The 25,800-nt window shown below is 62.1% G+C and carries 22 protein-coding genes; 12 read left to right on the top strand and 10 right to left on the bottom strand.

Features of this window, described 5'->3' with window-relative positions:
* Nucleotides 1–78: 78 nt before the first annotated feature.
* Entirely contained in the window at nt 79–738 is a 660-nt protein-coding gene (locus tag J4E53_RS06680; RefSeq protein ID WP_103308610.1) for an NAD(P)-dependent oxidoreductase, read from the bottom strand.
* 84 nt (nt 739–822) lie between these two features.
* On the opposite strand from J4E53_RS06680, the gene J4E53_RS06675 reads away from it, so the two are divergent.
* From J4E53_RS06675 to J4E53_RS06630, 10 genes are all read left to right on the top strand, one after another.
* Nucleotides 823–1,161, top strand: a complete 339-nt coding sequence (locus tag J4E53_RS06675) for a DOPA 4,5-dioxygenase family protein (protein WP_060739861.1) — start codon at nt 823–825, stop codon at nt 1,159–1,161.
* A 383-nt stretch (nt 1,162–1,544) separates the two neighbouring features.
* Nucleotides 1,545–2,852, top strand: coding sequence for a CitMHS family transporter (locus J4E53_RS06670; RefSeq protein WP_060739862.1), 1,308 nt, complete (start codon nt 1,545–1,547; stop codon nt 2,850–2,852).
* A 75-nt stretch (nt 2,853–2,927) separates the two neighbouring features.
* Nucleotides 2,928–3,695 carry a TerC family protein gene (locus tag J4E53_RS06665; protein WP_060739863.1) on the top strand — a complete coding sequence of 256 codons (768 nt, stop codon included), beginning with the start codon at nt 2,928–2,930 and terminating at the stop codon, nt 3,693–3,695.
* A gap of 324 nt (nt 3,696–4,019) precedes the next feature.
* Nucleotides 4,020–5,678: a Na/Pi cotransporter family protein gene (locus tag J4E53_RS06660; protein ID WP_103308612.1), complete on the top strand. Its 1,659-nt coding sequence runs from the start codon at nt 4,020–4,022 to the stop codon at nt 5,676–5,678.
* Between the two features lie 185 nt (nt 5,679–5,863).
* Entirely contained in the window at nt 5,864–7,255 is a 1,392-nt protein-coding gene (locus J4E53_RS06655) for a pitrilysin family protein (RefSeq protein WP_103308613.1), read from the top strand.
* 239 nt (nt 7,256–7,494) lie between these two features.
* Nucleotides 7,495–8,520, top strand: coding sequence for a DUF5924 family protein (locus tag J4E53_RS06650; protein ID WP_103308614.1), 1,026 nt, complete (start codon nt 7,495–7,497; stop codon nt 8,518–8,520).
* A 52-nt stretch (nt 8,521–8,572) separates the two neighbouring features.
* Nucleotides 8,573–9,721 carry an ABC transporter permease gene (locus J4E53_RS06645; RefSeq protein ID WP_103308615.1) on the top strand — a complete coding sequence of 383 codons (1,149 nt, stop codon included), beginning with the start codon at nt 8,573–8,575 and terminating at the stop codon, nt 9,719–9,721.
* Nucleotides 9,718–10,521: an ABC transporter ATP-binding protein gene (locus J4E53_RS06640; RefSeq protein ID WP_060739868.1), complete on the top strand. Its 804-nt coding sequence runs from the start codon at nt 9,718–9,720 to the stop codon at nt 10,519–10,521. The genes J4E53_RS06645 and J4E53_RS06640 overlap by 4 nt, the downstream gene beginning before the upstream one ends.
* A 1-nt stretch (nt 10,522) precedes the next feature.
* Nucleotides 10,523–11,461 (top strand): MlaD family protein, encoded by a 939-nt coding sequence (locus J4E53_RS06635; RefSeq protein WP_103308616.1) that lies wholly within the window; start codon nt 10,523–10,525, stop codon nt 11,459–11,461.
* Complete coding sequence (locus J4E53_RS06630) at nt 11,458–12,090, top strand: ABC-type transport auxiliary lipoprotein family protein (protein ID WP_060739870.1); 633 nt, start codon at nt 11,458–11,460, stop codon at nt 12,088–12,090. Before J4E53_RS06635 ends, J4E53_RS06630 begins: the two co-directional genes overlap by 4 nt.
* A gap of 5 nt (nt 12,091–12,095) precedes the next feature.
* On the opposite strand, the gene J4E53_RS06625 is transcribed toward J4E53_RS06630, so the two are convergent.
* The 5 genes from J4E53_RS06625 to J4E53_RS06605 form a co-directional block, all read right to left on the bottom strand.
* Entirely contained in the window at nt 12,096–13,325 is a 1,230-nt protein-coding gene (locus J4E53_RS06625; protein WP_060739871.1) for a nucleoside recognition domain-containing protein, read from the bottom strand.
* Nucleotides 13,326–13,640: 315 nt separating this feature from the next.
* Nucleotides 13,641–14,972, bottom strand: coding sequence for a glutamate/aspartate:proton symporter GltP (gltP, locus tag J4E53_RS06620; RefSeq protein WP_060739872.1), 1,332 nt, complete (start codon nt 14,970–14,972; stop codon nt 13,641–13,643).
* 702 nt (nt 14,973–15,674) lie between these two features.
* Nucleotides 15,675–16,139, bottom strand: a complete 465-nt coding sequence (locus tag J4E53_RS06615; protein WP_103308617.1) for an inhibitor of vertebrate lysozyme family protein — start codon at nt 16,137–16,139, stop codon at nt 15,675–15,677.
* Between the two features lie 2 nt (nt 16,140–16,141).
* Nucleotides 16,142–16,306 carry a DUF1328 domain-containing protein gene (locus J4E53_RS06610; RefSeq protein ID WP_003177151.1) on the bottom strand — a complete coding sequence of 55 codons (165 nt, stop codon included), beginning with the start codon at nt 16,304–16,306 and terminating at the stop codon, nt 16,142–16,144.
* A gap of 80 nt (nt 16,307–16,386) precedes the next feature.
* Entirely contained in the window at nt 16,387–16,671 is a 285-nt protein-coding gene (locus tag J4E53_RS06605) for a hypothetical protein (RefSeq protein WP_060739874.1), read from the bottom strand.
* A gap of 435 nt (nt 16,672–17,106) precedes the next feature.
* On the opposite strand from J4E53_RS06605, the gene algB reads away from it, so the two are divergent.
* On the top strand, nt 17,107–18,453 hold the full coding sequence (gene algB / locus J4E53_RS06600; protein WP_053126909.1) for a sigma-54-dependent response regulator transcription factor AlgB: 1,347 nt from the start codon (nt 17,107–17,109) through the stop codon (nt 18,451–18,453).
* A gap of 10 nt (nt 18,454–18,463) precedes the next feature.
* A complete protein-coding gene (locus tag J4E53_RS06595; RefSeq protein ID WP_103308618.1) occupies nt 18,464–20,254 on the top strand; it encodes an ATP-binding protein in 1,791 nt (596 codons plus the stop codon).
* A gap of 18 nt (nt 20,255–20,272) precedes the next feature.
* Here J4E53_RS06595 and J4E53_RS06590 read toward each other — a convergent pair whose 3' ends face one another.
* The 4 genes from J4E53_RS06590 to J4E53_RS06575 form a co-directional block, all read right to left on the bottom strand.
* Entirely contained in the window at nt 20,273–21,886 is a 1,614-nt protein-coding gene (locus J4E53_RS06590; protein ID WP_103308620.1) for an EAL domain-containing protein, read from the bottom strand.
* 75 nt (nt 21,887–21,961) lie between these two features.
* Nucleotides 21,962–22,741, bottom strand: coding sequence for an N-acetylmuramoyl-L-alanine amidase (locus J4E53_RS06585; protein ID WP_060739876.1), 780 nt, complete (start codon nt 22,739–22,741; stop codon nt 21,962–21,964).
* A gap of 103 nt (nt 22,742–22,844) precedes the next feature.
* Nucleotides 22,845–24,920 carry a GGDEF domain-containing protein gene (locus J4E53_RS06580; protein WP_103308619.1) on the bottom strand — a complete coding sequence of 692 codons (2,076 nt, stop codon included), beginning with the start codon at nt 24,918–24,920 and terminating at the stop codon, nt 22,845–22,847.
* Nucleotides 24,917–25,795, bottom strand: a complete 879-nt coding sequence (locus tag J4E53_RS06575; protein WP_060739878.1) for an endonuclease/exonuclease/phosphatase family protein — start codon at nt 25,793–25,795, stop codon at nt 24,917–24,919. The genes J4E53_RS06580 and J4E53_RS06575 overlap by 4 nt, the downstream gene beginning before the upstream one ends.
* Nucleotides 25,796–25,800: the final 5 nt, after the last annotated feature.

Genomic DNA, 25,800 nt, shown 5'->3' with positions numbered 1-25,800 from the left:
GGCGAGCGCCATGTTTTTGGGGCTGCTTCGCAGCCCAGCGGGAGCCAGCTCCCTCGCCACGGGTGTGGATGTCGACAGCTAGTGGGCGGCCACAAAGCTGACATGCTCGCCCACATGCAGCTTCAGGTGCAGCTCATCGGCGATGCCGACCGCCACGCGGTTAAGCCGCTCCAGGGATTCGGCCAGGCCGGGTTCGAGGCTGGTGCTGACCTGACTGAAATGCTCGATGCCCAGGCCAGGCGCCGCGTAAGGGGCGTTGACCAAGGTCCATTGCAAGGTGCTGTTCTTCAGGGCGTCGAGCACTTCTTCGGCGGCATGACGTTGCAAATCGTCGTCGGCCTGCTCTTCGTCGAGCACGGCGAAGTCGCCGATCAGGAACAACCGGGGCACGCTCACCGCCTGCATGCCGGCGATCAGTGCATCCACCGCCAGGACTTGCTCCACCGGGCCGGGAATCAAGGTGCGCTCCACTTGTTCGCTGTTCATCGGCAACCCCGGCGCGTTCAACAGGCACACCACGGCGCTGGCGCCGGCAACGCTTTGCTTGACCCGCTCCGGGTCGAAAAGATCGCCGGTCTTGGTCCGCAGGCCCGGGCGTGGAGCCAGGGCGGTAAGATCGTCGAGAATCGCAATGACCTCATGCTGGCGCCGCAGCATTTCAGCCATCAACGCACTGCCGAGGCTGCTCATGGCACCATAGAGCACCACTTTGATGACCGGGGTTTCGGCGTTTTTCATGGCTGTTTTCCTCTTTAACGCGCATGTAAAGGCTCTGACCCGCGGCAAACGGCGAGGGTTCGGCCTCTTTTCCAAGGAGTACAGATGCAGCGGATCAAGGGCTACCACGCCCACGTGTATTTCGACGCCAGCACACTCGACCAGGCGCGGGCCCTGTGCGAGGAAGCGGCGCAGTTGTTCCCGCTGAAAATGGGCCGTGTCCATCAACGTCCGGTCGGCCCGCACCCGGACTGGAGCTGTCAGTTGGCGTTCGATCCGCAGTACATCGGCGTGGTCCTGCCGTGGCTGGCGCTGAATCGCAAGGGCCTGGTGATTTTCCTGCACCCGGAGACCGGCGATGACCTGACGGACCACACCGAGCATGCGATCTGGATGGGCGCGGTGCGGCCGTTGAATCTTTCAGCGTTTAAGGCAAGCACCTGATTGCTGTTGTGGCGAGGGAGCTTGCTCCCGCTCGGTCGCGCAGCGGCCGCAAAATCCTGGGGCCGCTTCGCAGCCCAGCGGGAGCAAGCTCCCTCGCCACAACAGCAACACAGACCCGCTTGACCAACCATCAGCCATTGCAACGGCGAAAGCTTGCTGAAAGCTAGCGCGATTAGGATCACCTCACTTCCGGCAAAAGACCGGTCGGCCAAAAGCGAGTTTTCAAGGCTCGTTCGGCCCTTTTAACAACAACAATGGTGATTCTGATGTCCGCTGCTACCCGTCCCGCTGCACCCACTCCATCCGTCCCCCTCGTGCTTTGCATTTCGCGCTGACCTGTCCGGTTCGCCTTTCATAGCCGCGCCACGCCTGGAGTATTTCCCATGCTGACTTTCCTTGGCTTCGCCATGGTCATCACGTTCATGTTCCTGATCATGACCAAGCGCCTGTCCGCGCTGATCGCCCTGATCATCATCCCGATCCTGTTCGCCCTGTTCGGTGGCTTCGCGCCGAAGATCGGCCCGATGATGCTCGAAGGCATCACCAAGCTCGCCCCGACCGGGGTGATGCTGATGTTCGCGATTCTGTATTTTGCCCTGATGATCGACTCCGGCCTGTTCGACCCGGCCGTGCGCAAGATCCTCAAGCTGGTCAAGGGCGACCCGTTGAAAGTTTCGGTCGGTACCGCCGTTCTGGCGCTCGTCGTTTCCCTCGATGGTGACGGCGCGACCACTTACATGATCTGCGTGGCCGCGATGCTGCCGCTCTACAGCCGTATCGGCATGAGCCCACGCATCATGGCCGGCCTGATCATCCTCGCCGGTGGCGTGATGAACATGACCCCGTGGGGCGGCCCGACGGCCCGGGCAGCCAGTGCGCTGCATGTGGACCCGTCCGACATCTTCGTGCCGATGATTCCCGCCATGCTGGCCGGCGTCGTGGCGATCCTGGCGATCTCCTACATGTACGGCAAACGCGAGCGCGCACGCCTGGGTGAATTGCACCTGGCGGGCGACGAGATCGACCACAGCGAAATCAGCGTGTCCCAGTTCCCGGACGCTCGCCGTCCGAAGCTGATCTGGTTCAACGGCGCGCTGACCCTGGCCCTGATGTGCACCCTGATCGCTGGCCTGTTGCCGCTGCCGGTGCTGTTCATGGTGGCCTTCAGTATCGCGATGATCGTCAACTACCCGTGCCTGCAACAGCAGAAAGACCGCGTCGCGGCGCACGCCGGCAGTGTGTTGGCGGTGGTCGGGCTGATTTTCGCCGCGGGTATCTTCACCGGCATCCTGTCCGGCACCGGCATGGTCGACGCCATGTCCAAGAGCCTGCTGGCGGTCATTCCGGAGTTCCTCGGTCCTTACCTGGCAGTCATCACTGCGCTGGTGAGCATGCCCTTCACCTTCTTCATGTCTAACGATGCATTTTATTACGGGGTGTTACCGGTTTTGGCCGAAGCCGCCAGCCACTACGGCATCACCGCCGTTGAAATGGCCCGTGCCTCCATCGTCGGCCAGCCCGTCCACCTGTTAAGCCCGCTGGTTCCGTCGACCTACCTGCTGGTAGCCTTGGCCGGGATCGAGTTCGGCGATCACCAGCGCTTCACCTTGAAGTGGGCAGTACTGGTTTGCCTGTGCATAATGTTCGCCGCCTTGCTGATGGGGATTTTTCCGCTGTTCAGCACTCTATAAAAGCAACGCTCGCCGTGCCGTGCCGATCTGACAAGAAGGCGCGGCTCGGCCTAACACTCGCTCAAAGGAACTCACATGGAATGGCTGACCAACCCGGAAATCTGGGTTGCCTTCTTTACCTTGACCGCCCTGGAAATCGTCCTGGGTATCGACAACATCATCATGATCTCGATCCTGGTCAGCCGCATGCCCAAGCACATGCAGGCGCGCACCCGGATCTTCGGCCTGGCGCTGGCCATGATCACGCGGATCCTGCTGCTGTTGTCCATCACCTGGGTCATGCGCCTGACGGCGGATTTGTTCGAAGTGTTCGGCCAGGGCATCTCCGGTCGTGACCTGATCCTGTTCTTCGGCGGCCTGTTCCTGCTGTGGAAAAGCTCCCAGGAGATGTACCACGCGCTGGAAGGCGAAGATGAAACCAACGACGAACCTTCGGGCAAGGGCGGCAACTTCATCTACACCATCATCCAGATCGCGATCATCGACATCGTGTTCTCCCTGGACTCGGTCATTACCGCGGTCGGCATGGTCTCCCATGTACCGGTGATGGTTGCCGCCATCGTCGTTGCCGTACTGGTGATGATGCTGGCTTCGGGCACCATCAGCACGTTCATCGACAAGCACCCGTCGCTGAAGATGCTGGCGCTGTCGTTCCTGCTGGTGGTCGGTACCGTGCTGATCGCCGAGTCGTTCGACGTGCACGTGCCAAAAGGCTACGTCTACTTCGCCATGGCGTTCTCCCTGGCGGTGGAAGCGGTCAACATCAAGATGCGTACCGCGATTGCACGCAAGCGCAAACAGCAGGATCCGGTGAAACTGCGCAAGGATGTTCCGGGCCAGTAATGGCATCGGGCATTTGAATGAAGGGGCTCTTTGGAGCCCCTTTTTCATGCCCAGAGAAAGGCCGGTGCGCATAACCCTGTGGGAGCGAGCTTGCTCGCGATAGCGGTCTGTCAGCCAAAGAAGATGTTGAATGTCTGGGCCCCATCGCGAGCAAGCTCGCTCCCACAGGGGCTGCGGGTGTTTTTTATGACAGTTTTGTTTCAAACGATTCTTTAGCTGTGCAATGCTGGCGTCCGAACCGTTCGCCAACTACAGCTTAAATACAAGAACGAAGAATGTGGCATCGTCAATTTGTTCCTTTGGGACGCTAACAGGGGGCCTCTCATGCTGACCCTGCTGAATTTGCTCTCCGCCGTGGCCCTGCTGATCTGGGGCACGCATATCGTGCGTACCGGCATCTTGCGGGTCTACGGCTCGAACCTGCGCCATGTCATTGGCCAGAACATGTCCCGGCGCTGGCTGGCGTTTATCGCAGGGATCATGGTCACGGCCATGGTCCAGAGCAGTAACGCCACGGCCATGCTCGTCACCTCGTTCGTCGGCCAGGGCCTGATGGCGTTGACGCCGGCCCTGGCGACCATGCTGGGCGCCGATGTCGGCACCGCGCTGATGGCACGGGTGCTGACCCTCGACCTGTCGTGGCTGTCGCCGCTGCTGATTTTCCTCGGGGTGATTTTTTTCCTCTCGCGCAAACAGACCCGCGTCGGACAAATGGGCCGGGTCGGCATCGGTCTGGGCCTGATCATCCTGGCCCTGCAATTGATCGTCGAAGCCGCCGCGCCCATCACCCACGCCCAAGGCGTGAAAGTGATCTTCGCCTCACTGACCGGCGATATCCTGCTCGATGCGCTGGTCGGCGCGCTGTTCGCGATGATTTCCTATTCCAGCCTGGCCGCCGTGCTACTGACCGCGACGCTGGCCGGTGCCGCGATGATCAGCCTGCCGGTGGCCATCGGCCTGGTGATCGGCGCCAACATCGGCAGCGGCGTATTGGCGTTCCTCAGCACCAGCATGCAGAACACCGCCGGACGCCAGGTGGCGCTGGGCAGCCTGCTGTACAAGCTGATCGGGCTGTTGTTGATCATTCCGGTGCTCGATCCGCTGGTGGGCTGGCTCGACAGCCTGGATTTCAGCCCCCAGGAAACGGTGATCGGTTTTCATCTGCTCTACAACACCGTGCGGTGCCTGGTGCTGCTGCCCAGCGTCGGCCCGATGGCCAGGCTCTGTGCCTGGCTGCTGCCGGAACGGCCCGAGACCAACGGCACGGCCAAGCCCCGTCACCTGGACCCCACGGCCCTCGCCACCCCGAGCCTGGCGCTGGCCAACGCGGCCCGTGAAACCCTGCGCATCGGCGACCTGATCGAGAACATGCTCGAAGCCATGCTGGACGTGCTGCGCGGCCAGCAGACCGCGGTGACCCAGGAAGTGCGGCGCATGAGTGACGACGTCGAGGCACTGTGCAGTGCAATCAAGTTGTACATGGCGCAAATGCCCCGTGAAGACCTCAGCGAACAGGACAGCCGCCGCTGGGCGGAGATCATCGAACTGGCGATCAACCTCAAACTCGCCAGCGACCTGATCGAGCGCATGTTGCGCAAGGTCCAGCAGCAGAAGACCTCGCAGCGCCGCTCCTTTTCCGATGTGGGCCTGGAAGAGTTGGCGGGGCTGCACAGCCACTTGATCGCCAACCTGCGGCTGGGGTTGTCGGTATTCCTCAGCGCCGACCGGGAAAGCGCCCGCCAGTTGCTACGTGAGAAACGTCGTTTTCGGGCGCAGGAACGGCGCATGGCCCATGCCCATGTCAGCCGCCTGCAACGCAAAGTCGTCCAAAGCCTGGAGACCAGTTCCCTGCACCTGGAGCTGATTGCCGACATGCGGCGCCTCAATTCGCTGTTTTGCGGCAGCGCCTATGTGGTGCTGGAGACGGCCGAGATCGGTGCGCTGGCGGCGGATGAAATTTCCGACATTACCCATTCGCCTTGAACAACTGGCGCATTGGTCAGTCAGTAACAATGGCTCGGGCCCGAAACCGTTCACCGGCCCGCCTGCTCCCGTTGTCATGAATACCGCATAAATTCGATGGGGGAGCGAGCCAACTCCGGGCGCGATCCGCCGATGACGGCTTGCCCCGGCACCATGGACCCTCACTCAGCCGCCAGGAAGCCCTTATGCGTTGTCTGTTGCTCGCCTTTCTTTTGCTCGGCTCACTGCCCGTGGTTGCCCTGGACCGGTTCCAGGTCGAAGGCTATACGCTGCCCAACGGCATGCAGCTGATGCTCAAGCCCGGCACCGAGCGCGGGCATGTGGCGATCCGGCTGGTGGTCGGCGTGGGCCTGGACGACTTCAGTTGCGCCGACAAGGAACTGCCGCACCTGCTCGAACACCTGCTGTTCAGCGGCGTCGACGACAGTGGTGAAGGCGGCCTGGAAGAGCGCATGCAGGCCTTGGGTGGCGAATGGAATGCCTTCACCAGCAACGCCGACACCACGTTCGTCATCGAGGCGCCGGCGCGCAATCAACGCAAGGTGCTGGACCTGCTGCTGACGCTGTTGACCCGCACCCGTATCGACGAAAAAGCCCTGGAGGCGGCCAAGCGGGTGGTGGAACGCGAAGACGGTGGTCACTACACCCACCTGCAACGCTGGCTCGATCACCAGGACCTGGGCCACAAGGCCAGCAACCAACTGGCGGTCGAGTTGGGCCTGCGCTGCGCGGAACGGGCCGAGGTCCAGCGCCATACCCTCGCCCGCCTCGAACAAGTGCGCAAGGCCTGGTATGCGCCGAACAACATGACGCTGATCGTGGTCGGGGATCTCGACCGACTGCTGCCCGCCTACCTGGAACGCGCCTTTGGCGAACTCGAGCCGGTGGAACCCAGTGCCCACGAGGCGCTGCCGCAGATCCGCTACAAGGCAGTGACCAAGCGCAACCTGATCCGTGGCCTGGCCGGCGACAGTGCCAAGCTTCACTGGCTGTTCCCGGAACCGGTACTGGACGAGCAGCATGACGAAACCTTCGACCTGCTCAAGGACTATCTGGATTGGGCACTTTATCGCCAACTGCGCCTGGCCCGCGGCCTGTCCTACGGGCCATGGACCGAGCGCGAAGTATTCGGCGGCGTCGGCTTCTTCAGCCTGAACGCCGACCTGTCCCGCGAAGACCTGCCCGAGGCCGAACAGGCGCTGGAAGAACTGCGCAAGACCTTGCTCAAGGATGGCCTGGACCCCGCCAGTTTCGTGCGCATCAAACGCGCGGCCATCGCCCATCAGTCCTGGGCGGTTCAAGGTAACAGCGCGCTGGCCGATTACTACTGGGGCGCCTTGGGCGACTATGAAGACGGTCGCTTCGCCAACCCGGCCGTGCGCCTGCAGGAGGTGAGCCTGGAACAGGCCAACGTGGCCCTGCGCGAACTGCTCAAGGACCCGGGTTACTTGCGCATCGAGAAGCCGTTGGTCAGTGACGATGAGCTCGTCTGGGGGCTGGGCGGCTTGCTGGGGTTGCTGCTGCTCGGCTTGGTGATGTGGCAGGTACGCCGGCGGGCCCGACCGAAAGAAGACTGAAAGAGCGCATCGCGCCCATCGCGGGCAAGCCTTGCTCCCACAGGTTGGGGGAGTCTTCTGTGGGAGCAAAGCTTGCTCGCGAAAACAGGCCCCTCGATTTCTGAAAGACCGTATCGAGTCCATCATAGGCAAGCCTTGCTCCCACAGAAAAATCCCTCAGCACAAGAGTGCTCGTCACATCGATGCCCTGGCGATACTCTGTCAGGGATATTTCCTACGACTTACTGTGAAACTACCGAATGCAAAACCTGACGGTCTATATCCAGCGCATCCTTGAATTGATGAAGCGCTATCCAGGGGTCATTGCGCTCGGTGGTTTCATCTCCGGGGTCGGCAGTTTCATGCTGGTGGACCGCCAGCAGGGCCTGGCGACCTGGATCGCCATCATGATGCTGGTGAGCTGGCTCTGGCTGATGGTCGAGAACAGCATGACCCGGCTGTTCACGCGGATTTTCAAACGGGAGATCCCCCAGCCGCTGTTGCGCTACGCCACGCAGATGATTCACCAGGAAAGCCTGTTTTTCGTCCTGCCGTTTTTCTTCATCACCACCACCTGGAACAGCAGCCAACTGATTTTCACCGGCCTGCTGACGGTCGCGGCGCTGATCTCGATCACCGATCCGCTGTACTACAAATGGCTGGCGCCACGGCGCTGGGCGTTCCTGGCGTTGCACACGCTAACCCTGTTCGCCGCCCTGCTCACCGCGTTGCCGGTCATCCTGCACCTGACCACCGACCAGAGCTTCAAGCTGGCCCTGGACATTGCCATGCTGCTGTCGTTCCCCAGCCTGGCTTCGATCTTTCCGATCCGCACCGTGCGCAACGCCCTGGCCATTCTGTGTATCACCGTCGGGATTGGTGCCGCCGGCTGGGTGCTGCGCTCCTGGGTGCCGCCAGCGACATTGTGGATGACCGAGGTGGCGATCAGCACCCAACTGGAAGACCGCACCCCCGGGGCCAGCCTCAAGGAGGTCAGCGCCGCCCAGATCCGCGGCAACGGCCTGTACGCCTACACCGCGATCAACGCGCCACGTGGGCTCGACGAGCGGATCTATCACGTCTGGCAGTTCAACGGTAAGGAAGTGGATCGTATCGCCCTGGACATCCATGGCGGGCGCAAGGAAGGCTATCGCGCCTGGACGCACAAACAGAATTTCCCGGACGACCCGACCGGCAAATGGCAGGTGCGGGTGCTGACGGAAAATGGCCAGATGATCGGTGTGCTGCGTTTCAACGTGAGCGCCGCTGCACCCGAAGCAAAATGATGGCGATTGTGCTATCAGGTAGCGCTGTTCAAGCCGAACGAGCATGGAGCTTATGACCCCCAGCCCCCACATGGGCAGTGCCCGACTCGACACGTCCGGCTCGCCGGCGCAGCTGTGGATCAGCGGCGACTGGACGCTGGCCCATTACCCACAGCTCAAGCGCCTGGGCGAATCGCTGCGCGGCCGGTACGACGAAAACACCCGGGTCGACCTCAACGGCCTCGGTGCCCTCGACACCGCCGGGGCCTCGTTACTGGTGGAACTGCTGGGCTCCGAACGGCTGGGCAAGACCACCGAACACCCGGACTGCAGTTTGCCGGCAGCCGAGCGCGCGTTGTTGCAGACGGTGTACTGCTCGCTGACGGATTTCTGCGTACCGGACAAAGAACCGAAAGTCAGCGTCGTGACCCAGTTGCTGACGCGCATCGGTCGCGCCGTGGAGAAGGTCTGGCAGGACACCCTGCAATTGCTCGGTTTTGTCGGCCTGATCCTGGAAACCCTGGCCCGCGGGCTGTTTCACCCGCGGCGCTGGCGCATCACGCCGATGGTCGTGCACATCGAGCAGACCGGCCTGGACGCGGCGCCCATCGTGGCCTTGCTGACGTTCCTGGTGGGCGCGGTGGTGGCCTTTCTCGGGGCGACGGTGCTGGCGGATTTCGGCGCCAGTATCTTTACCGTGGACCTGGTGGCGTTCTCGTTCCTGCGGGAATTCGGCGTGTTGCTGACGGCGATTCTCATGGCGGGCCGCACTGCCAGCGCTTTCACCGCGCAGATCGGCTCGATGAAGGCCAACGAAGAAATCGACGCGATCCGCACCCTTGGCCTCGACCCCGTCGAGCTGCTGGTGGTGCCGCGGGTGCTTGCCCTGCTGGTGGCGCTGCCCATGCTGACGTTCGTGGCCATGCTCTCGGGCATCATTGGCGGCGGTGTCGTGTGTGCGCTGTCGCTGGGCATTTCCCCGGCGATGTTCCTGTCACTGCTGCAATCGGACATTGGCGTGCAGCACTTCGTGGTGGGGATGGTCAAGGCGCCGATCTTTGCCTTCCTGATCGCTGCCGTGGGCTGCCTGGAAGGCTTCAAGGTCAGCGGCAGCGCCGAATCGGTCGGGGCCCACACCACCTCCAGCGTGGTGCAGTCGATTTTCGTGGTGATTGTGCTGGATGCCGTGGCCGCGCTGTTTTTCATGGAGATGAGCTGGTGAGTCGACCTTCCAGGACGCCCGCCGAGGCGGTGATTCAAGTGCGTGGCCTGTGCAACCGCTTTGGCCGCCAGAGCGTGCATGAAAACCTCGACCTGGACGTCTACAAGGGCGAGATCCTCGCCGTGGTGGGTGGCTCCGGCAGTGGCAAGTCGGTGCTGCTGCGCAGCATCGTCGGCCTGAACCAGCCCAGCGAGGGTTCAGTGCGGGTGTTCGGCCAGGACTTGCCGAGCCTGTCCCAGGAGCAGCGTTCGCGGGTGGAACGGCGCTTTGGCGTGCTGTTCCAGAAAGGCGCGCTGTTTTCATCCCTGACCGTGACAGAAAACGTCGCCCTGCCCCTGATCGAGCACGCCGGCCTCAGTCGGGCCGATGCCGAACACCTGGCGGCGGTGAAACTCGCCCTGGCCGGGCTGCCGCTCTCGGCCGCGGACAAGTACCCCGCCTCGCTGTCCGGCGGCATGATCAAGCGCGCCGCCCTCGCCCGTGCGCTGGCCCTGGACCCGGACATCCTGTTTCTCGACGAACCCACCGCCGGCCTCGACCCCATTGGCGCGGCGGCGTTCGACCAGTTGATCCTGACGCTGCGCGACGCCCTGGGCCTGAGCGTGTTCCTGGTCACCCATGACCTGGACACCCTCTACACCATCACCGACCGGGTGGCGGTGCTGGCGCAGAAAAAAGTGCTGGTGGCCGATGTCATCGACAAGGTGTCGGAAACCGACGACGCCTGGATTCATGAATACTTTCATGGCCCTCGCGGCCGCGCGGCTTTATCCGCCGCTACACAGTCCAACGAGGTTTGACATGGAAACCCGAGCCCATCATGTGCTGATCGGCCTGTTCACCGTCATTGTGGTGGTCAGCGCCCTGCTGTTCGGCCTCTGGCTGGCCAAGTCCAGCGTGGACAGCGAGTTCAAGGATTACGAAGTGGTGTTCAACGAGGCCGTCAGCGGCTTGTCCAGGGGCAGCTCGGTGGAATACAGCGGCATCAAGGTCGGCGACGTGGTGAACCTGCGCCTGGACCCGAACGACCCGCGTCGGGTGCTGGCGCGGGTGCGCTTGAGCGGTGAGACCCCGATCAAGCAAGACACCCAGGCCAAGCTGGCGCTGACCGGCATCACCGGCACCTCGATCATCCAGCTCAGCGGCGGCACGCCCCAGAGCCCGCCATTGACCGGGCACGACGGCGAACCGCCGGTGATCATCGCCGCGCCCTCGCCGATCGCCCGCCTGTTGAACAACAGCGATGACTTGATGACCAGCATCAACCTGCTGCTGCACAACGCCAATGAAGTGTTTTCCTCGGACAACGTCCAGCGCCTGAGCAATACCCTCGATCATCTGGAGCAAACCACCGGGGTCATCGCCGATCAGCGTGGCGATATTCGCCAGGCCATGCAGCAATTGGCGGCCGTCGGCAAACAGGCCAGCGCCACGCTGGAACAGACCACGGCGTTGATGCGCAATGCCAATGGGCTGCTCAACGACCAGGGCAAACAGGCCTTCGGCAGTGCCGGCCAGGCCATGGATTCTCTGGCCCGCAGCACCGCGACCCTCGACAAACTGCTGAACGACAACCGCGATTCGCTGAACAACGGCATGCAGGGCCTCAATTCCCTGGCGCCAGCCGTGCGCGAGCTGCGCGAAACCCTGAGTGCCCTGCGCGGTATATCCCGACGCCTGGATGCCAACCCCAGCGGCTATTTGCTGGGCAATGACAAGGACAAGGAATTCACGCCATGAAACCGTTCCATCGATTCGTCTGTCCGGGCCTGGTGCTGGCGGGGTTTATCCTGTTGGCCGGTTGTTCGATCCTGCCCAAGGCCGAGCCTTCGGACATCTATCGCCTGCCCGCCGCCCAGGCACCGGCCTCCGCCGGCACGCCGGTGAGCTGGTCGTTGCGCCTGGCCAGCCCGCAGGCCAGCGAAGTGCTCAACAGCCCGAAAATCGCGGTCATTCCCCAAGGCAACCTGTTCAGCAGCTACGCCGCCTCGCGCTGGAGCGACCCCGCCCCGGTATTGGTGCGCAACCGCTTGCTCGACGGCTTTGCCCAGGACGGGCGGGTCCGGCTGTTGAGTGTCGCTGACAGCAACCTGCAAGCAGACCTGGAGCTGGGCGGGCAATTGCAGGCGTTCCAGACCGAGTACCAGGGCAGCGCCGCCAGCGTGGTGGTCCGCCTGGACGCGTTGCTGGTGCGAGGATTCGACCAGCGCATCCTGGCCAGCCGCCGTTTCGAAGTGCGCCAGCCATTGAACGACGTGAAGGTGCCAGCGGTGGTGGACGGCTTCGGCCGGGCCAGCGACCGGCTGACCGCCGAGGTGGTGAACTGGACGTTGGAGCAGGGCCAGCGTTTCGCCACGCCGGCCCCCTGACGGCCTCAGCCAAAGAACCAGTAGCAGACCCCGATCGCCGACAGGACGCCCGCCAGTTCGGCCAACAGCGCGCAACCCACGGCGTGGCGCGCCCGCTGGATGCCGACGGCGCCGAAGTACACCGCCAGCACGTAGAACGTGGTCTCGGTGCTGCCCTGGATAGTCGCCGCTACCAGGGCCGGGAAGCTGTCCACGCCGGAGGTCTTCATGGTCTCGATCAGCATCGCCCGGGCGGCGCTGCCGGAGAACGGCTTGACCATGGCGGTCGGCAAGGCATCGACGAACCGCGTATCCCAGCCGGCCCATTGCACCAGGTGGCGGATGCCGTCCAGGCCGAAATCCAGCGCCCCCGACGCTCGCAGCACGCCGACGGCGCAAAGCATCGCCACCAGGTACGGCAACAGGTTCTTGGCAACGTCGAACCCTTCTTTCGCGCCTTCGATGAAGGCCTCGTACACCTTGACCTTGCGCAGCGCGCCTACCACCAGAAACATAATGATCAGGCCGAACAGGGTCAGATTGCCGAGGATCGATGACAACCCCGCCAGGGCCGTGGCCGAGAGCGTCGCCAGCAACGCCATGAAGCCGCCCAGCAGCAACGCCCCCGGGATCAGGTAGGCCAGCACCACCGGGTCCCAGAGGCGCAGGCGCTGCATGAATGCCACGGACAACAACCCCATCAGGGTCGAGCCGCTGGTGGCGATCAGGATTGGCAGGAACACCAGGGTCGGGTCCGGCGCGCCTTGCTGGGCGCGGTACATGAAGATGGTCACCGGCAGCAGCGTCAACGACGAGGCGTTGAGCACCAGGAACAGAATCTGCGCATTGCTGGCGATGGTCGGGCTGGGGTTGAGGTCTTGCAGGGCACGCATGGCCTTGAGGCCGATGGGGGTGGCCGCGTTGTCCAGCCCCAGGCCGTTGGCGGCGAAGTTGAGGGTGATCAGGCCGATCGCCGGATGGCCGGCCGGCACTTCCGGCATCAAGCGCAAGAACAGCGGGCCGAGGGCCTTGGCCAGCCAGTCGACGATGCCGGCCTTTTCGGCGATGCGCAGGAAGCCCAGCCAGAGGGTCAGGGTGCCGAACAGCAGGACCATGACCTCCACCGACAGCTTGGCCATGGCGAAAATACTTTCCACCATGGCCGCGAAGATCCCGGCGTTGCCACCGATCAGCCACTGCGCCAGCGCCGACACGGCTGCCACGATAAAGAAGCCAAGCCACAGGCCATTGAGCATCGGTTAAATCCCCCGGAAGATGCGGCGAATGATAGCGGGGCTGGCAGAAACGACAAACCCCGGATTTCTCCGGGGTTTGCTTGGCACTGCGCGGGGACTGACAGAAGTCCTATGGCAGATCCTGTGGGAGCCGGGGTTGTTCAGAATCTTTGCGCCTGACAAAAATTCCTGTGGGAGCCGAGCTTGCTCGCGATAGCGTCGGATCAGTCAGCATTGATGTTGGCTGACACACCGCAATCGCGAGCAAGCTCGGCTCCCACAATGGCCGGGGTTGTTCAGGCACTTGGCTGCTGGCCCAAACTCCCACAATGGATCTCAATGGCTGGAAGGTTCCCCCGCCGGCAGCGGCTCCTTGCTGCGCCAGTGCGGCAGGGAGTTCCAGTAGCGCTGGCCCTTGGCATCGTCGTACATGCCTTCCCAACGGGCGATGACCAGCACGGCCAGGGCGTTGCCGATGACGTTCAGCGCGGTACGGGCCATGTCCATGATGCGGTCGACACCGGCGATGAAGGCCAGGCCTTCCAGGGGAATGCCCACGCTGCCCAGGGTGGCCAGCAGCACCACGAACGACACGCCCGGTACGCCGGCGATGCCTTTGGAGGTGACCATCAGGGTCAGCACCAGCAGCAATTGCTGGCTGATGGACAGGTCGATGCCGTACAACTGGGCAATGAAGATCGCCGCGATGCTCTGGTACAGCGTCGAACCGTCGAGGTTGAACGAATAACCGGTGGGCACCACGAAACTGCAAATGGCCTTCGGCGCGCCGTAGGCTTCCATCTTCTCGATCACCCGCGGCAACACGGTTTCGGAGCTGGCGGTGGAGTAGGCCAGCACCAGTTCATCCTTGAAGATGCGCATCAGCTTGAGCACCGAGAAGCCGAACAGACGGGCGATCAGACCCAGCACCACGAAGGCGAAGAAGGCGATAGCGACATAAACCAGGATCACCAGTTTCGCCAGCGGCAGCAGGGATGCGAAGCCGAAGTTGGCAACCGTCACCGCGATCAAGGCGAACACACCGATCGGCGCGTATTGCATGATCATGTGGGTGACCTTGAACATGCTTTCCGACACGCCCTGGAACATCTTCACCAGCGGTTCGCGCAGGTCCGATTGCAGGCTGGACAGACCCAGGCCGAACAATACGGAGAAGAAGATGATCGGCAGCATCTCGCCGCGGGCGACCGCTGCGAAGATGTTCGACGGGATCAGGTTGAGAATGGTCTCGATGAACGCATGCTCATGCTGGACTTCAGCGGCGGTGGCCTGGTACTTGGAAATGTCCACCGTGCCCAGGGTGCTCATGTCGATGCCGCTGCCCGGCTGGAAGAAGTTGGCCAATAGCAGGCCGACGACGATGGCGATGGTGGTGACGATTTCAAAGTAAAGGATGGTCTTGAGGCCGATACGCCCGAGCTTCTTGGCATCACCGACCCCGGCAATGCCGACGATCAGCGAGGAAATCACGATCGGGATCACGATCATCTTGATCAGACGGATAAAGATGTCGCCCGCCGGTTGCAGCACATTGCTGATCCACCAGGCCTTTTCGGCACTGAAATGGTTGAGCAGCGCGCCCAATGCAATCCCGAGCACCAGACCGATGAGGATCTGCCAGGCGAGGCTTAGTCGTGCCTTCTTCATATCGTTACCCTTACTTCAGTTGGACTCGGGCAGTGGCACGAACGGCTCGTCGATGACGAAAAACGTTCGCGCCACTGCCCCCGTATAAGGTCACCCCGAGCGCATTAGCGGCTTACTGGCAGGCGAAAAAAGGCGCAACTATTGCGATGCCAGGGGGGCTCGTCTAATGCCGTAAACGCCTACCCCATGCCGAATCGGCATGAGAATTTCCAAACGAAACCCGCATTACAAGCGGTTCGAATGCGACATTTTTGCAGGCATAAGTGCCGTGAACCGGCCATTTCAGCGTAGCTGGGCTTTTTCTTCCAAGCGTGAGGATTCGATGAAACGGCAACGGGTCGAGACGCGATCCACGAGAGAAATCGTCTCGCTATTCTCCGATATACGGTCAGGGAAAGGGTAATAAATTGGCGAGAGGAGACAAAATGCCGCATCGCGGCCTGCTTGCGACGCCAGAATCGAGCAACCGCTCTGGCCCACGCAGGGTGCGACACGAAGCTCTACGCAAGTTCGCCAAGCCGGGAGGGCTTTGCGAACTTGCGTCACAGCTTTTTACCTGACCCGGCCCTTTCGCAGGCACCCCTTGTGCCCGTAGGTCACTCCGACGCACATCCGCCAGAACGTCCCAGCCCCTTGGTCATGCACTGGCCCTCCTCGGGCTGTGCAACAGGAAAAAACAGGGCTGCTTTTTCCATTTCAGAATCAGTACCAGTTCGGATCTTTCTTGAGTTGTTCCATTAACAGTTTTTGCATACCGTCATCGGGATTACCGAGAAAACGGTAGTCGGCATGACGGGTCGGCGACTTGTCGGCCGGCAGTCCGGCAGGGACTTCCACCAACATGGCGTAGGCCTCGTCCTTGTCGAAACTGAAGGCGACGATCAGGCGCTTGCTGCGACACGTGGCCTGGGTTTCACACAGCGGTCCCACCAAGTACTTGTCGCCGTCCTCCTCGACAGCATTCATCTGTTCCGAATCGCCTGACAGGTTCATCACCCATTCGGGCAGGCGTTCTTCTTTTTTGACGACATGCTGCCAAGTCTCGCGGTATTGCGGGTCCGCCTCCAGCAACTGGTTGGCGCGCATCTGTCCGTCATTGGCAGCCATTGCCACGGCACTGCCGCCCAACAACAGGGCGGCGGCCAGTCCTTTGAATGAAACGCTCATGGTCAGCCTCGGCCACGACGGCCAAAGAAGAAGGAAGCGATAAACATCACCAGGAACACGACAAAGAGAATCTTGGCGATGCCCGTGGCGGTGCCTGCGATACCACCGAAGCCCAGTACGGCGGCGATGATGGCAATGATCAGGAAGGTAATTGCCCAGCTCAACATGGTGATTCTCCTTACGCTTTTCTATTTAGTGAGGGTCTCGCGGTGATGGTTCCGGCACAGTGGACGACCGGTACATCGGGTTAAAACACCCAGCGCTCTTCACGCGGCATGTCGGTCACTGGCTGAGCCTGATCGACATCCATCATGCGCATGGAAGCGGAAGCTTCTGCGACGCTGACGGCGGTGAAATGGGTTTGTGGGGCACGGGAAATGGAGACCTGTGGCGCCTCTGGCTGTTGACGTTCGTGCCAAAGCAGCCATTGCTGGCCGATCACGAGCGTGACCAGCAATGCCAGGGCAGCCCATAAGCCCTGCTGGATGTTCAAGGAAGAGAGTCGAAACTGCGCGGCACATTGACGATTCATCCTGAAATTCCTCCCACCCGGGTGTGGTGATCTGGTTGAGGCGCTCTTACGCCACGTTGACCAGAGCATTGCAGCCGGCGTGCCAGGATTTTTTAAGAGATAAACCCCTTTAAAATCAAATAGTTAATAAATGATTGCGAGACATGGGGAACGCATCCTGCACGATGGCCCATGCGCACGTCGTGCGTATTGCACGAATGGAAAGGAAAAGGCGTAAGGTTGTTTTGGAATTTCCTGTCAGACGCAGCCGTCGGAATCAGCGATGCGAACCGTCCGCACCGTAAGAATCATAAAAAAAGGAACTCAAATCAGTCTTTTAGGAGTCAGACGTCTACAGAGGCAGGTTCGATGGGTAATATCCCCTCAGAATCGACCATGCAACTTGCCCGATTTTTCTGACACTAACCAACATCATTCATTAAGGAGCGTAGGAAAATGGAATCCGCCACTGAGCACCAAGGCCGCATTCTGCTGGTAGACGATGAGTCCGCCATCCTGCGTACGTTCCGTTACTGCCTGGAAGACGAAGGCTATACCGTCGCCACCGCCAACAGCGCCGCCCAGGCCGACACACTCCTGCAACGCCAGGTGTTCGACCTGTGTTTTCTCGACCTGCGCCTGGGGGAGGACAACGGCCTGGATGTCCTGGCACAAATGCGTATCCAGGCGCCCTGGATGCGGGTTGTCATCGTCACCGCCCACTCGGCCGTCGACACCGCAGTCGATGCGATCCAGGCCGGGGCCGCCGACTACCTGGTCAAGCCTTGCAGCCCGGATCAACTGCGCCTGGCCACCGCCAAGCAGTTGGAAGTGCGCCAGCTGTCGGCAAGGCTCGAAGCCCTGGAAGGGGAAGTGCGCAAGCCCAAGGACGGCCTCGATTCCCACAGCCCGGCGATGAAAGTCGTCCTGGAGACCGCCCGCCAGGTCGCCAGCACCGACGCCAACATCCTGATCCTCGGCGAATCCGGTACCGGTAAAGGTGAGCTGGCCCGGGCGATCCATGGCTGGAGCAAGCGGGCGAAAAAATCCTGCGTCACCATCAATTGCCCGTCGCTGACCGCCGAGTTGATGGAAAGCGAATTGTTCGGCCACAGCCGTGGGGCCTTCACCGGCGCCAGCGAAAGTACCCTGGGACGGGTCAACCAGGCCGACGGCGGTACGCTGTTTCTCGACGAGATCGGCGATTTTCCCCTGACGTTGCAGCCCAAGTTGTTGCGGTTCATCCAGGACAAGGAATATGAGCGGGTAGGGGACCCAGTCACCCGCCGCGCCGACGTGCGGATTCTCGCCGCCACCAACCTCAACCTCGAGGACATGGTGCGCGACGGGCGCTTTCGCGAAGACCTGCTGTATCGCCTGAACGTCATCACCCTGCATCTGCCACCGTTGCGTGAGCGCGCCGAAGACATCCTGACCCTGGCCGACCGCTTCCTGGCCCGCTTCGTCAAGGAATATGCGCGCCCGGCCCGGGGCTTCAGCGACGAGGCTCGCGAAGCGCTGCTAGGTTACCGATGGCCCGGCAACATCCGTGAACTGCGCAACGTGGTCGAGCGCGCCAGCATCATCTGCCCGCAGGAAAAAGTCGAAATCAGTCACCTGGGCATGGCCGAGCAGCCAGTCAACAATGCACCGCGCATCGGTGCCGCACTGAGCCTCGACGAGTTGGAAAAAGCCCACATCGGGGCGGTGCTGGCCACGGCTGATACCCTCGATCAGGCGGCCAAGACCCTGGGTATCGATGCCTCCACGCTGTATCGCAAACGCAAGCAGTACAACCTGTGAGCGACACCTTATGAAACTGGCGATGAAGCTGCGCACACGGCTGTTTCTCAGTATCTCGGCCCTGATCACCGTGGCATTGCTGGGATTGGTGCTTGGCTTGGTCAGCGTCATGCAAATGGCCAATACCCAGGAACAATCGGTACGCGACAACTTCATCCTGTTGGACCTGGGTCTCAAGCTGCGCCAGACCCTCGGCGATCAGTTGATCATCATGCTCGACGACAACCCCGACCTGGCCGCTCTGGAGGCATCCGAGCGGCAATACCTGGCGTTGATCGACCAAGGGATCGCCCACGAAAGAAAGCTGGACAACACGGCCGCCAGCTTCAGCAGGGCCAAGGCCGACTACGTTGAATTTCTCGAGGCCTTCAGCGCGTCTCGCCAGCAACCGAGACAGCTCACGGGCATCAAGGACCTCACCGAAAAATTCAACGTGCTGCGCAATGGACTGATCGAAGGTTATCGCCAGGCCCTGACCAAGATCGGTGAAACCCAGGACCGCGCACGCGAACGCGCCTTGTGGATTTCCGGGCTGCTGGGGCTGGTGGGGTTTGCGGTCCTGGTCATCGGTTTTATCACGGCCCATGGCCTTGCCCGGCGTTTCGGCGCACCGATCGAGGCGCTGGCCGCGGCGGCGGATGACATCGGCCAGGGCAATTTCGAGGTCACGCTGCCCGTTTCTTCCGCCGCCGAGTTGAATTTGCTGACCCGTCGTTTCGGCGTCATGGCCCAGGCACTGCGCGAACATCAGGCCACCAATGTCGATGAACTGCTCGCCGGCCAGCAGCGTTTGCAAGCGGTGCTCGACAGTATCGACGACGGCTTGCTGATGATCGATCGCCAAGGCCAGTTGGAGCACCTCAACCCGGTGGCCCAGCGTCAATTGGGCTGGGATGAGGCGCGCCTGGGCCAAGGGCTCGGCGAGGCGCTGGGACGCCTGGAACTGGATGAAGAATTGCACCTGGTGCTGCGCGGTGGAACCCTGGAGCGGGCGCCGGAAGACCTGACCATCGAGGTCGATGGCGAGTCGCGGGTGCTGACCTACAGCCTCACGCCGGTCAGCCACACCCAGGGCCACATCCTCGGCGCGGTCATGGTGCTGCATGACGTCACCGAACAGCGCGCCTTCGAACGGGTGCGCAGCGAGTTCGTCCTGCGAGCCTCCCATGAGCTGCGCACGCCGGTGACGGGCATGCACATGGCATTCGGCCTGTTGCAGGAGCGCCTGCACTTCCCGCCGGAGTCCCGCGAGGCGGACCTGCTCAACACCGTCACGGAAGAAATGCAGCGGCTGATGCAACTGATCAACGACCTGCTGAATTTCTCTCGCTACCAGAACGGCCTGCAAAAGCTGACCCTGGCGCCTTGTTCCATCGACGACCTGTTGGAAGAGGCCCGCCTACGGTTCGCCGAACAGGCCCAAGCCAAGGGTATCGAGCTGCTCGTGGCGATCCAGGGCCCATTGCCACGGCTGCATGCCGACGCTGCGCAACTGGATCGGGTGCTCGATAACCTGATCGACAACGCCATGCGCCATACCGGCGAAGACGGCCAGATCCGCTTGCAGGCCCGACGCCACGGCGAGCGGGTGATCATCAGTGTCGAAGACAACGGCGAAGGCATTGCCTACGGCCAACAGGGAAGGATCTTCGAGCCTTTCGTCCAGGTCGGACGCAAGAAGGGTGGCGCCGGCCTCGGTCTGGCCCTGTGCAAGGAGATCGTCCAGCTCCACGGTGGCCGCATGGGCGTTTATTCAAGGCCGGGGCAGGGCACGCAGTTCTACATGGCGCTGTCAGTCTGAGCGCAAGGCCTGGGAAACCTAGGCTTCATCATCAAGGCGACGCCCACGCAGGCGTCGGCCACGGGTAATCAATTCGATGAGTTGGACCGCGCTGAGGGCATGGGCGAACAGCCAGCCCTGGCCGAACCTCACCCCTTCGCTGCTCAAATAAGAGGCCTGGGCTTCATGCTCGATGCCTTCGGCGATCACCTTGAGCTGCAGCGCGTGGGCCATGCGGATGATGTGCGGGGCCACGCCGCTGCTAGCGGCATCGTGGCCCAAGGCGTCGATGAAGGCCTTGTCGATTTTCAGGCAGTCCACCGGCAGGGTTTGCAGGTAGGCCAGGCTGCAATAACCCGTGCCAAAATCGTCGATCAGCACCTGATGCCCGACGTCGCGCAGCGATTGCAGGTTATCCCGGGCAACCAACACGTCGATCAGCCCGCGCTCGGTCACTTCGAAGGCGATCTGGCGCGCCGAGACCCGATGCAACGCCAGCAGGCGAGCGATCACTTCGCCAATACGCGGCACCATCACATCGCAGGCCGCCAGGTTCACCGAGATATACAGCTGCGGATTGGCCCGCAACAGCTGGCCCAATTGATCGAACAGCCGCTGCAGCACGAAATCGGTGATCTGGCGGATCTGCCCGGTGTTCTCGGCCATCGGGATAAACAAGTCCGGGCTGGTCAGGGTGCCGTCCGGTCGTCGCCAGCGCAGCAAGGCTTCGGCACCGACGCAGTTGCGACTGTCCAGGTCGAAAATCGGCTGGTACAGCACCTGCAATTCACCGCGCCGGATGGCCCCGTGCAGCTCAGCATCCATGGACTGGCGATGGCGCGCCAGCAGAAACACCTGGAAACCAATCCCCAGGCCCAGCACCAGGCTGATGGGCAGCATCCACCAGGCATTGGCCGGGATCTTGAAACCGTTGCGCTGGGCGATCAGCACCAGTTGATATTCCGGGCTGTCGGTGGGCATCCGATAAATCAGCCGGGTCTGCGTCACCTGCAAGGCATTCTGGCTTTTCGGTGGCCAAGGCTCTGTGGGCGGCCAGTATTGTTGAGTGCCCAACACGGGAATGGCCCGCGTGCCATGATCCAGGACCACCAGCAGGCTGCTGCCCGGTGGCAGGTCGACCACGTCGGCCAAATGCCCCCGGGAGGTGGCGACTCGGAAATTGCCACGGCCCAGCATCAACGCAGCGCGGTCTTCGTTGGGTTCGGTGGTGGTATTGAGCCAATAGCTGTAGGTCGGGCCTCGAAGATCGGGCGGACGGGCCACCGACAGCCCGCTTTGGCGCGGACGATTGGAACAGACGCCGCTGCCATCGATGTACACCGCTTCATAAACGAAACGGTAATTGAAGCTGACCTCTCGCAAGGTCGCGATCATCTCATCGTCGCAGCCGCGCAACGGCTGGTTTTGCAGGTCGTCGAGGCTTTCCCGCAATTGCCCGAAAAGCTGTTCCAGCCGTTGCAGGAAGCGCTCGCCCTGGGCATTCATCTGGTCGCTTTCACGCTGCTGGATCTGCTGCACGACCACGAACAGACTGCCCGTCAGCAGTAGGAAGGTACTCAGGGCAGCCGCCATCATCGCCAGGAACAGGGGGCGATGGAGCCAGCTCTGTAAGGTTTCGCGGGCAGCCGTCATCATGGGTAATCCGAAAGTTACCAATGAGTTATAGCTTCTGATTTGGATTTGGCCCGATTCGTCGGACGGGCGTCATTATTTTGTCTGGTTGAGCACCTGCAGAATCGCCGCGCTTTGCGGGTCCGGCATGCCATCGAAGCGGGTTGGCCGGTAGTGCATCTGAAACGCGGCCAGCACGTGGTGGGTGGCCACGTCCCATTCGCCGGTCTGGGGCGTCGGGTAGCCCAGACGGGCCAGCTCGGCCTGGAACCAACTGGCAGGCGGTAGCTGCGTTGCGAAGAAAACCTGCTGGCGTGCGACGGCCTGTTCATCCGGCCACACACCCAGGCCCGCTTGCGCCAGACGCTTCCAGGGGAACAGCGGCCCCGGATCGAGCTTGCGCAGGGGCGCGATGTCGCTGTGGCCGATGATGCTGCGCGGGCTGATCCCGTTGCGCTGGATGATGTCCTTGAGCAAGACGGTCAAGGCCTGGACCTGAGCTTCGCTGTAGGGATACCAGAGGCGCCCGGTGGGCGTGTCGAGGAAACCCGGATTGACGATTTCGATGCCGATGGAACTGGAATTGAGCCAGGTCCGGCCTTCCCATTCACTTTCCCCGGCGTGCCAGGCGCGCCGGCTTTCATCCACCAGCTTGTAGATGGTCGCGTCTTTATCGTCGCCAATCAGGTAGTGGGCACTGACTTCGCCATGGGTCAGCAGGGCCAGTGAACGCTCCAGGGACGCCGAGGTGTAATGCACCACCACGAATTGGATGCGGTTGTCATGGTTGACGGAGGGGTGACTGGTATCGAAACGAGGGCCGCTGGTGCAGCCGGCAAGGATAAATAAAGAAACAATGAGCGAGAAAAATTTCATGGCGGAGGGCATTACGCGCTGGAAGTAATGCAACAGTGTAACGTATCGCCCCGCGATGATCCGGTGCGCGGGTCGATATTAAACAAATTGGAACAATTAGCCCTCAGCCCAGCTCCACGCGGTTGCGTCCGGCATTTTTGGCCCGATAGAGCGCCTGATCGGCTCTTTTAAGCACCAAATCGCTGTGTTCACCTGGCTTGAAAGCCGTCATGCCCACCGATACCGTCACCGTCACCGGTTCGCCCTTGAAATGAAACGGGCAGGCTTCGATGGCCAGACGCAGCGCCTCGGCCAGCTTGGCGCCAGCCGCCAGGGGGGTATCCGGCACCAGCAGGACAAACTCCTCGCCACCAAAACGCGCAATGAAATCGCCGCCACGCAGGCGTTTGCGCAGGACCGAGGCGATCAGCTTCAACACCCGGTCACCGGCCAGATGGCCGTAGTTGTCATTGATGCGCTTGAAATGATCGAGATCGAGCATGGCCAGCAGCAAGCTGTTGCCGTGCTGCTGCCACTGGACGACTTCATGCTCCAGACGCTCGGACCAGGCGGCGCGGTTGGGCAACCCGGTGAGCGGATCGACCAGCGCTTTCTGCCGCTGTTCCTCGAGATTTTCCCGCACGACCTGGGCGTCCTGCTCCATCAGCGCGACGCGATCGGCCAGGCTTTTGAGGCGCGCCGAGACTTCCTGCTCGCGTTGATCACGTTGCCGGCGGTGCTGGTCCATTGTCCCGAGCAAGCCTTCAAGGTGATTCTCAAGCACCTGCTTGAGGCCTTCCAAGTCATCGGCTTGTTGCACGCTGCTTTGCAGGCCATCCACCTGTTCGCGAATCTGGGTGTCCATTTCCCGGGAGGCCGACAGATTGTCGGCGTGGTCTTCACTGGCGGCCTGCAGGCTGCTCTGGAAGGACTCGAGACGATCATTGAGGCGTTGCAGGTACGCTTCGAATTCATGCTGGCCGGTGTCGGTGATGGCCAGCATCAACACCGCCAGATCATCGAGGATCGGCAGCAGTTCGTACCAGTTCAAGCCATTTCGCAACCGCTCACCCATGGCCTCGGCTTGTGGTCGATGACGCTCGGGTAAGGTCAGGTCGCCCAACAGGCCCAGCAAAGTGTCTTCGATGTGCTTGGCGACCGAGCTGTAGGACGGTTCCGGCGAATCGGGCAGGGCGTATTGGGCATCAGCCAAATCGGCGGCGGCCAAAGGCTCGTCAGGCTCGGCTTCAACTGGAGGCGGCGAGGGGTCGGGGAGGGTCTGTGACACCTCTTCGGACATCAGCTCGTCGGGATTTTCCAGGGCGGGTGTCGCTACCGGGAGTTCGTCGGCGGCCACCGTCTGCAAGGGGGCGGGCTCGGCGGCTTCGTCCGGCTCGCTGATCGGCTTAGCCACTTCAGCGGCTGGTGCCGGAGCGGACGTCGGCGCAGGTTCGGTCTGCGGGGTAACCTGGCCGACCGGTTCGGGCGTTGCCTCCAGCGTGGGAGCTTGCTCCGCTACCGACGGGACGGTTGCTGGTGCTGGTGCTGGTGCTGGTGCTGGTGCGACGGATGCTGTGTGAACTGCCGGCTCAACGACGACTGGCAGGGCCGTGTCTGCCAGAGGCGCCACGCTGGCCTGGGCAGGCTCGTGAGGCTGGGGCGTCGCTTCCTCATGGCCTTGGCCACCAAACAGCCGTTGCAGCAATCCGGGGCGGCTCGGTTCGACAGGGGCGTCCAGGGCACTCAGTGCCTTGCCTTGCAAACCGCTCAATTCGCTGAGCAGCAGCGGAATCTCCCGGGCCTGGCCGACCCGCTCTTCCAACTGCTTGGAAAATTTCTTCAGGGGCCGGCTGACTTCCTTCGGCAGCGGCAGGCTTTGCAGCTGGGCCACCAGGGCCGTCAATGCGGTGCTCATCTGCTCGATGCGGGTTTCGCGGCGCTGCTCGGAATCGAGTACGGCTTTCTCCAGGCGCGGCAGCAGGGCGGCGAGGCCGGCGTCCATGTCATCGGTGCGCACCACCTCGCGCATCTCTTTCATGCATTGGTCGACGACCCGATCAGTGCCCTCGGCGGCCAGGGTGCTGCGCACCAGGCCACGACGCAGCAAGTCGAGTCGAGCATCCCAACGGCGCTCGAGCTTTTCCTGCTGTTCGATACTCTTGAGGTATTTCTCTCTCCAGCGTTCGGCTTCGTCGCTCATTCATCGGATCCGCGAGGGGCAGTACTCAGCGCGGGGAATGCATCGGCCGTGAGCGAACCCGGCAAACGAATTTCTACCGCGACCGGCAGGTGATCGGAAATGGGTTGGGCCAACACCTCGACACGTTCGAGGGTCAGGGTCGGGCTCAACAGGATATGGTCCAGGCAGCGCTGGGGGCGCCAGCTGGGGAATGTCGCTTCCAGTTGTGGTGCGAGCAGACCGAGATCGCGCAGGGGCGAGGTCTGCAGCAGGTCGGTGGCGTGGGTGTTCATGTCGCCCATCAGTATCTGGTGCTTGTAGCCGCCGATCAGCTCGCGAATGTACGCCAGCTGCATCGTCCGGGTACGCGCCCCGAGTGCCAGGTGCATCATGACCACGACCAGCGCTTCCGGACCTTCGCCAAAACGCGCAAGAATCGCCCCGCGCCCCTTGGGGCCTGGCAGCGGATGGTCCTCGATCGCCCAGGGACGCAAACGACTCAACACGCCATTGCTGTGCTGGCCGAGACGTCCGAGGTTGCGATTGAGTTGTTGATACCAGTAGGGGAAGGCGCCCAATTGGGCCAGGTGTTCCACCTGATTGACGTAGCCTGACCGCAGGCTCCCGCCGTCGGCCTCTTGCAGGGCCACCAGGTCGAAGTCCTTGAGCAGGTCGCCGATTTTCTGCAGGTTGCCGGCACGCCCGGTGTGCGGCAGCAAATGCTGCCAGCCGCGGGTCAGGTAATGCCGGTAGCGTTCGGTGCTGATGCCCACCTGGATATTGAAGCTGAGCAGCCGCAAGCGGCTGTCGCCAGGCAGGCCCGTGGACGTGACATGGTGCTCGTTGACCCGTGGTTCATGCAGGCCAACGATGCGTTCGGTACTCCAGCGGGCCATGGGCG

This window comes from Pseudomonas sp. FW305-28, assembly GCF_017351395.1.
GTDB classification, from domain to species: Bacteria; Pseudomonadota; Gammaproteobacteria; order Pseudomonadales; family Pseudomonadaceae; genus Aquipseudomonas; species Aquipseudomonas fluorescens_AA.
This window is presented reverse-complemented; position numbering and strand designations above follow the sequence as displayed.

Excerpts from the sequence above, each read along its gene's own strand:
- J4E53_RS06680 (WP_103308610.1), bottom strand. The coding sequence starts at position 738 with ATGAAAAACGCCGAAACCCCGGTCATCAAAGTGGTGCTCTATGGTGCC.
- J4E53_RS06675 (WP_060739861.1), top strand. The coding sequence starts at position 823 with ATGCAGCGGATCAAGGGCTACCACGCCCACGTGTATTTCGACGCCAGC.
- J4E53_RS06670 (WP_060739862.1), top strand. The coding sequence starts at position 1,545 with ATGCTGACTTTCCTTGGCTTCGCCATGGTCATCACGTTCATGTTCCTG.
- J4E53_RS06665 (WP_060739863.1), top strand. The coding sequence starts at position 2,928 with ATGGAATGGCTGACCAACCCGGAAATCTGGGTTGCCTTCTTTACCTTG.
- J4E53_RS06660 (WP_103308612.1), top strand. The coding sequence starts at position 4,020 with ATGCTGACCCTGCTGAATTTGCTCTCCGCCGTGGCCCTGCTGATCTGG.
- J4E53_RS06655 (WP_103308613.1), top strand. The coding sequence starts at position 5,864 with ATGCGTTGTCTGTTGCTCGCCTTTCTTTTGCTCGGCTCACTGCCCGTG.
- J4E53_RS06650 (WP_103308614.1), top strand. The coding sequence starts at position 7,495 with ATGCAAAACCTGACGGTCTATATCCAGCGCATCCTTGAATTGATGAAG.
- J4E53_RS06645 (WP_103308615.1), top strand. The coding sequence starts at position 8,573 with ATGACCCCCAGCCCCCACATGGGCAGTGCCCGACTCGACACGTCCGGC.
- J4E53_RS06635 (WP_103308616.1), top strand. The coding sequence starts at position 10,523 with ATGGAAACCCGAGCCCATCATGTGCTGATCGGCCTGTTCACCGTCATT.
- J4E53_RS06630 (WP_060739870.1), top strand. The coding sequence starts at position 11,458 with ATGAAACCGTTCCATCGATTCGTCTGTCCGGGCCTGGTGCTGGCGGGG.
- J4E53_RS06625 (WP_060739871.1), bottom strand. The coding sequence starts at position 13,325 with ATGCTCAATGGCCTGTGGCTTGGCTTCTTTATCGTGGCAGCCGTGTCG.
- gltP (WP_060739872.1), bottom strand. The coding sequence starts at position 14,972 with ATGAAGAAGGCACGACTAAGCCTCGCCTGGCAGATCCTCATCGGTCTG.
- J4E53_RS06615 (WP_103308617.1), bottom strand. The coding sequence starts at position 16,139 with ATGAGCGTTTCATTCAAAGGACTGGCCGCCGCCCTGTTGTTGGGCGGC.
- J4E53_RS06610 (WP_003177151.1), bottom strand. The coding sequence starts at position 16,306 with ATGTTGAGCTGGGCAATTACCTTCCTGATCATTGCCATCATCGCCGCC.
- J4E53_RS06605 (WP_060739874.1), bottom strand. The coding sequence starts at position 16,671 with ATGAATCGTCAATGTGCCGCGCAGTTTCGACTCTCTTCCTTGAACATC.
- algB (WP_053126909.1), top strand. The coding sequence starts at position 17,107 with ATGGAATCCGCCACTGAGCACCAAGGCCGCATTCTGCTGGTAGACGAT.
- J4E53_RS06595 (WP_103308618.1), top strand. The coding sequence starts at position 18,464 with ATGAAACTGGCGATGAAGCTGCGCACACGGCTGTTTCTCAGTATCTCG.
- J4E53_RS06590 (WP_103308620.1), bottom strand. The coding sequence starts at position 21,886 with ATGACGGCTGCCCGCGAAACCTTACAGAGCTGGCTCCATCGCCCCCTG.
- J4E53_RS06585 (WP_060739876.1), bottom strand. The coding sequence starts at position 22,741 with ATGAAATTTTTCTCGCTCATTGTTTCTTTATTTATCCTTGCCGGCTGC.
- J4E53_RS06580 (WP_103308619.1), bottom strand. The coding sequence starts at position 24,920 with ATGAGCGACGAAGCCGAACGCTGGAGAGAGAAATACCTCAAGAGTATC.
- J4E53_RS06575 (WP_060739878.1), bottom strand. The coding sequence starts at position 25,795 with ATGGCCCGCTGGAGTACCGAACGCATCGTTGGCCTGCATGAACCACGG.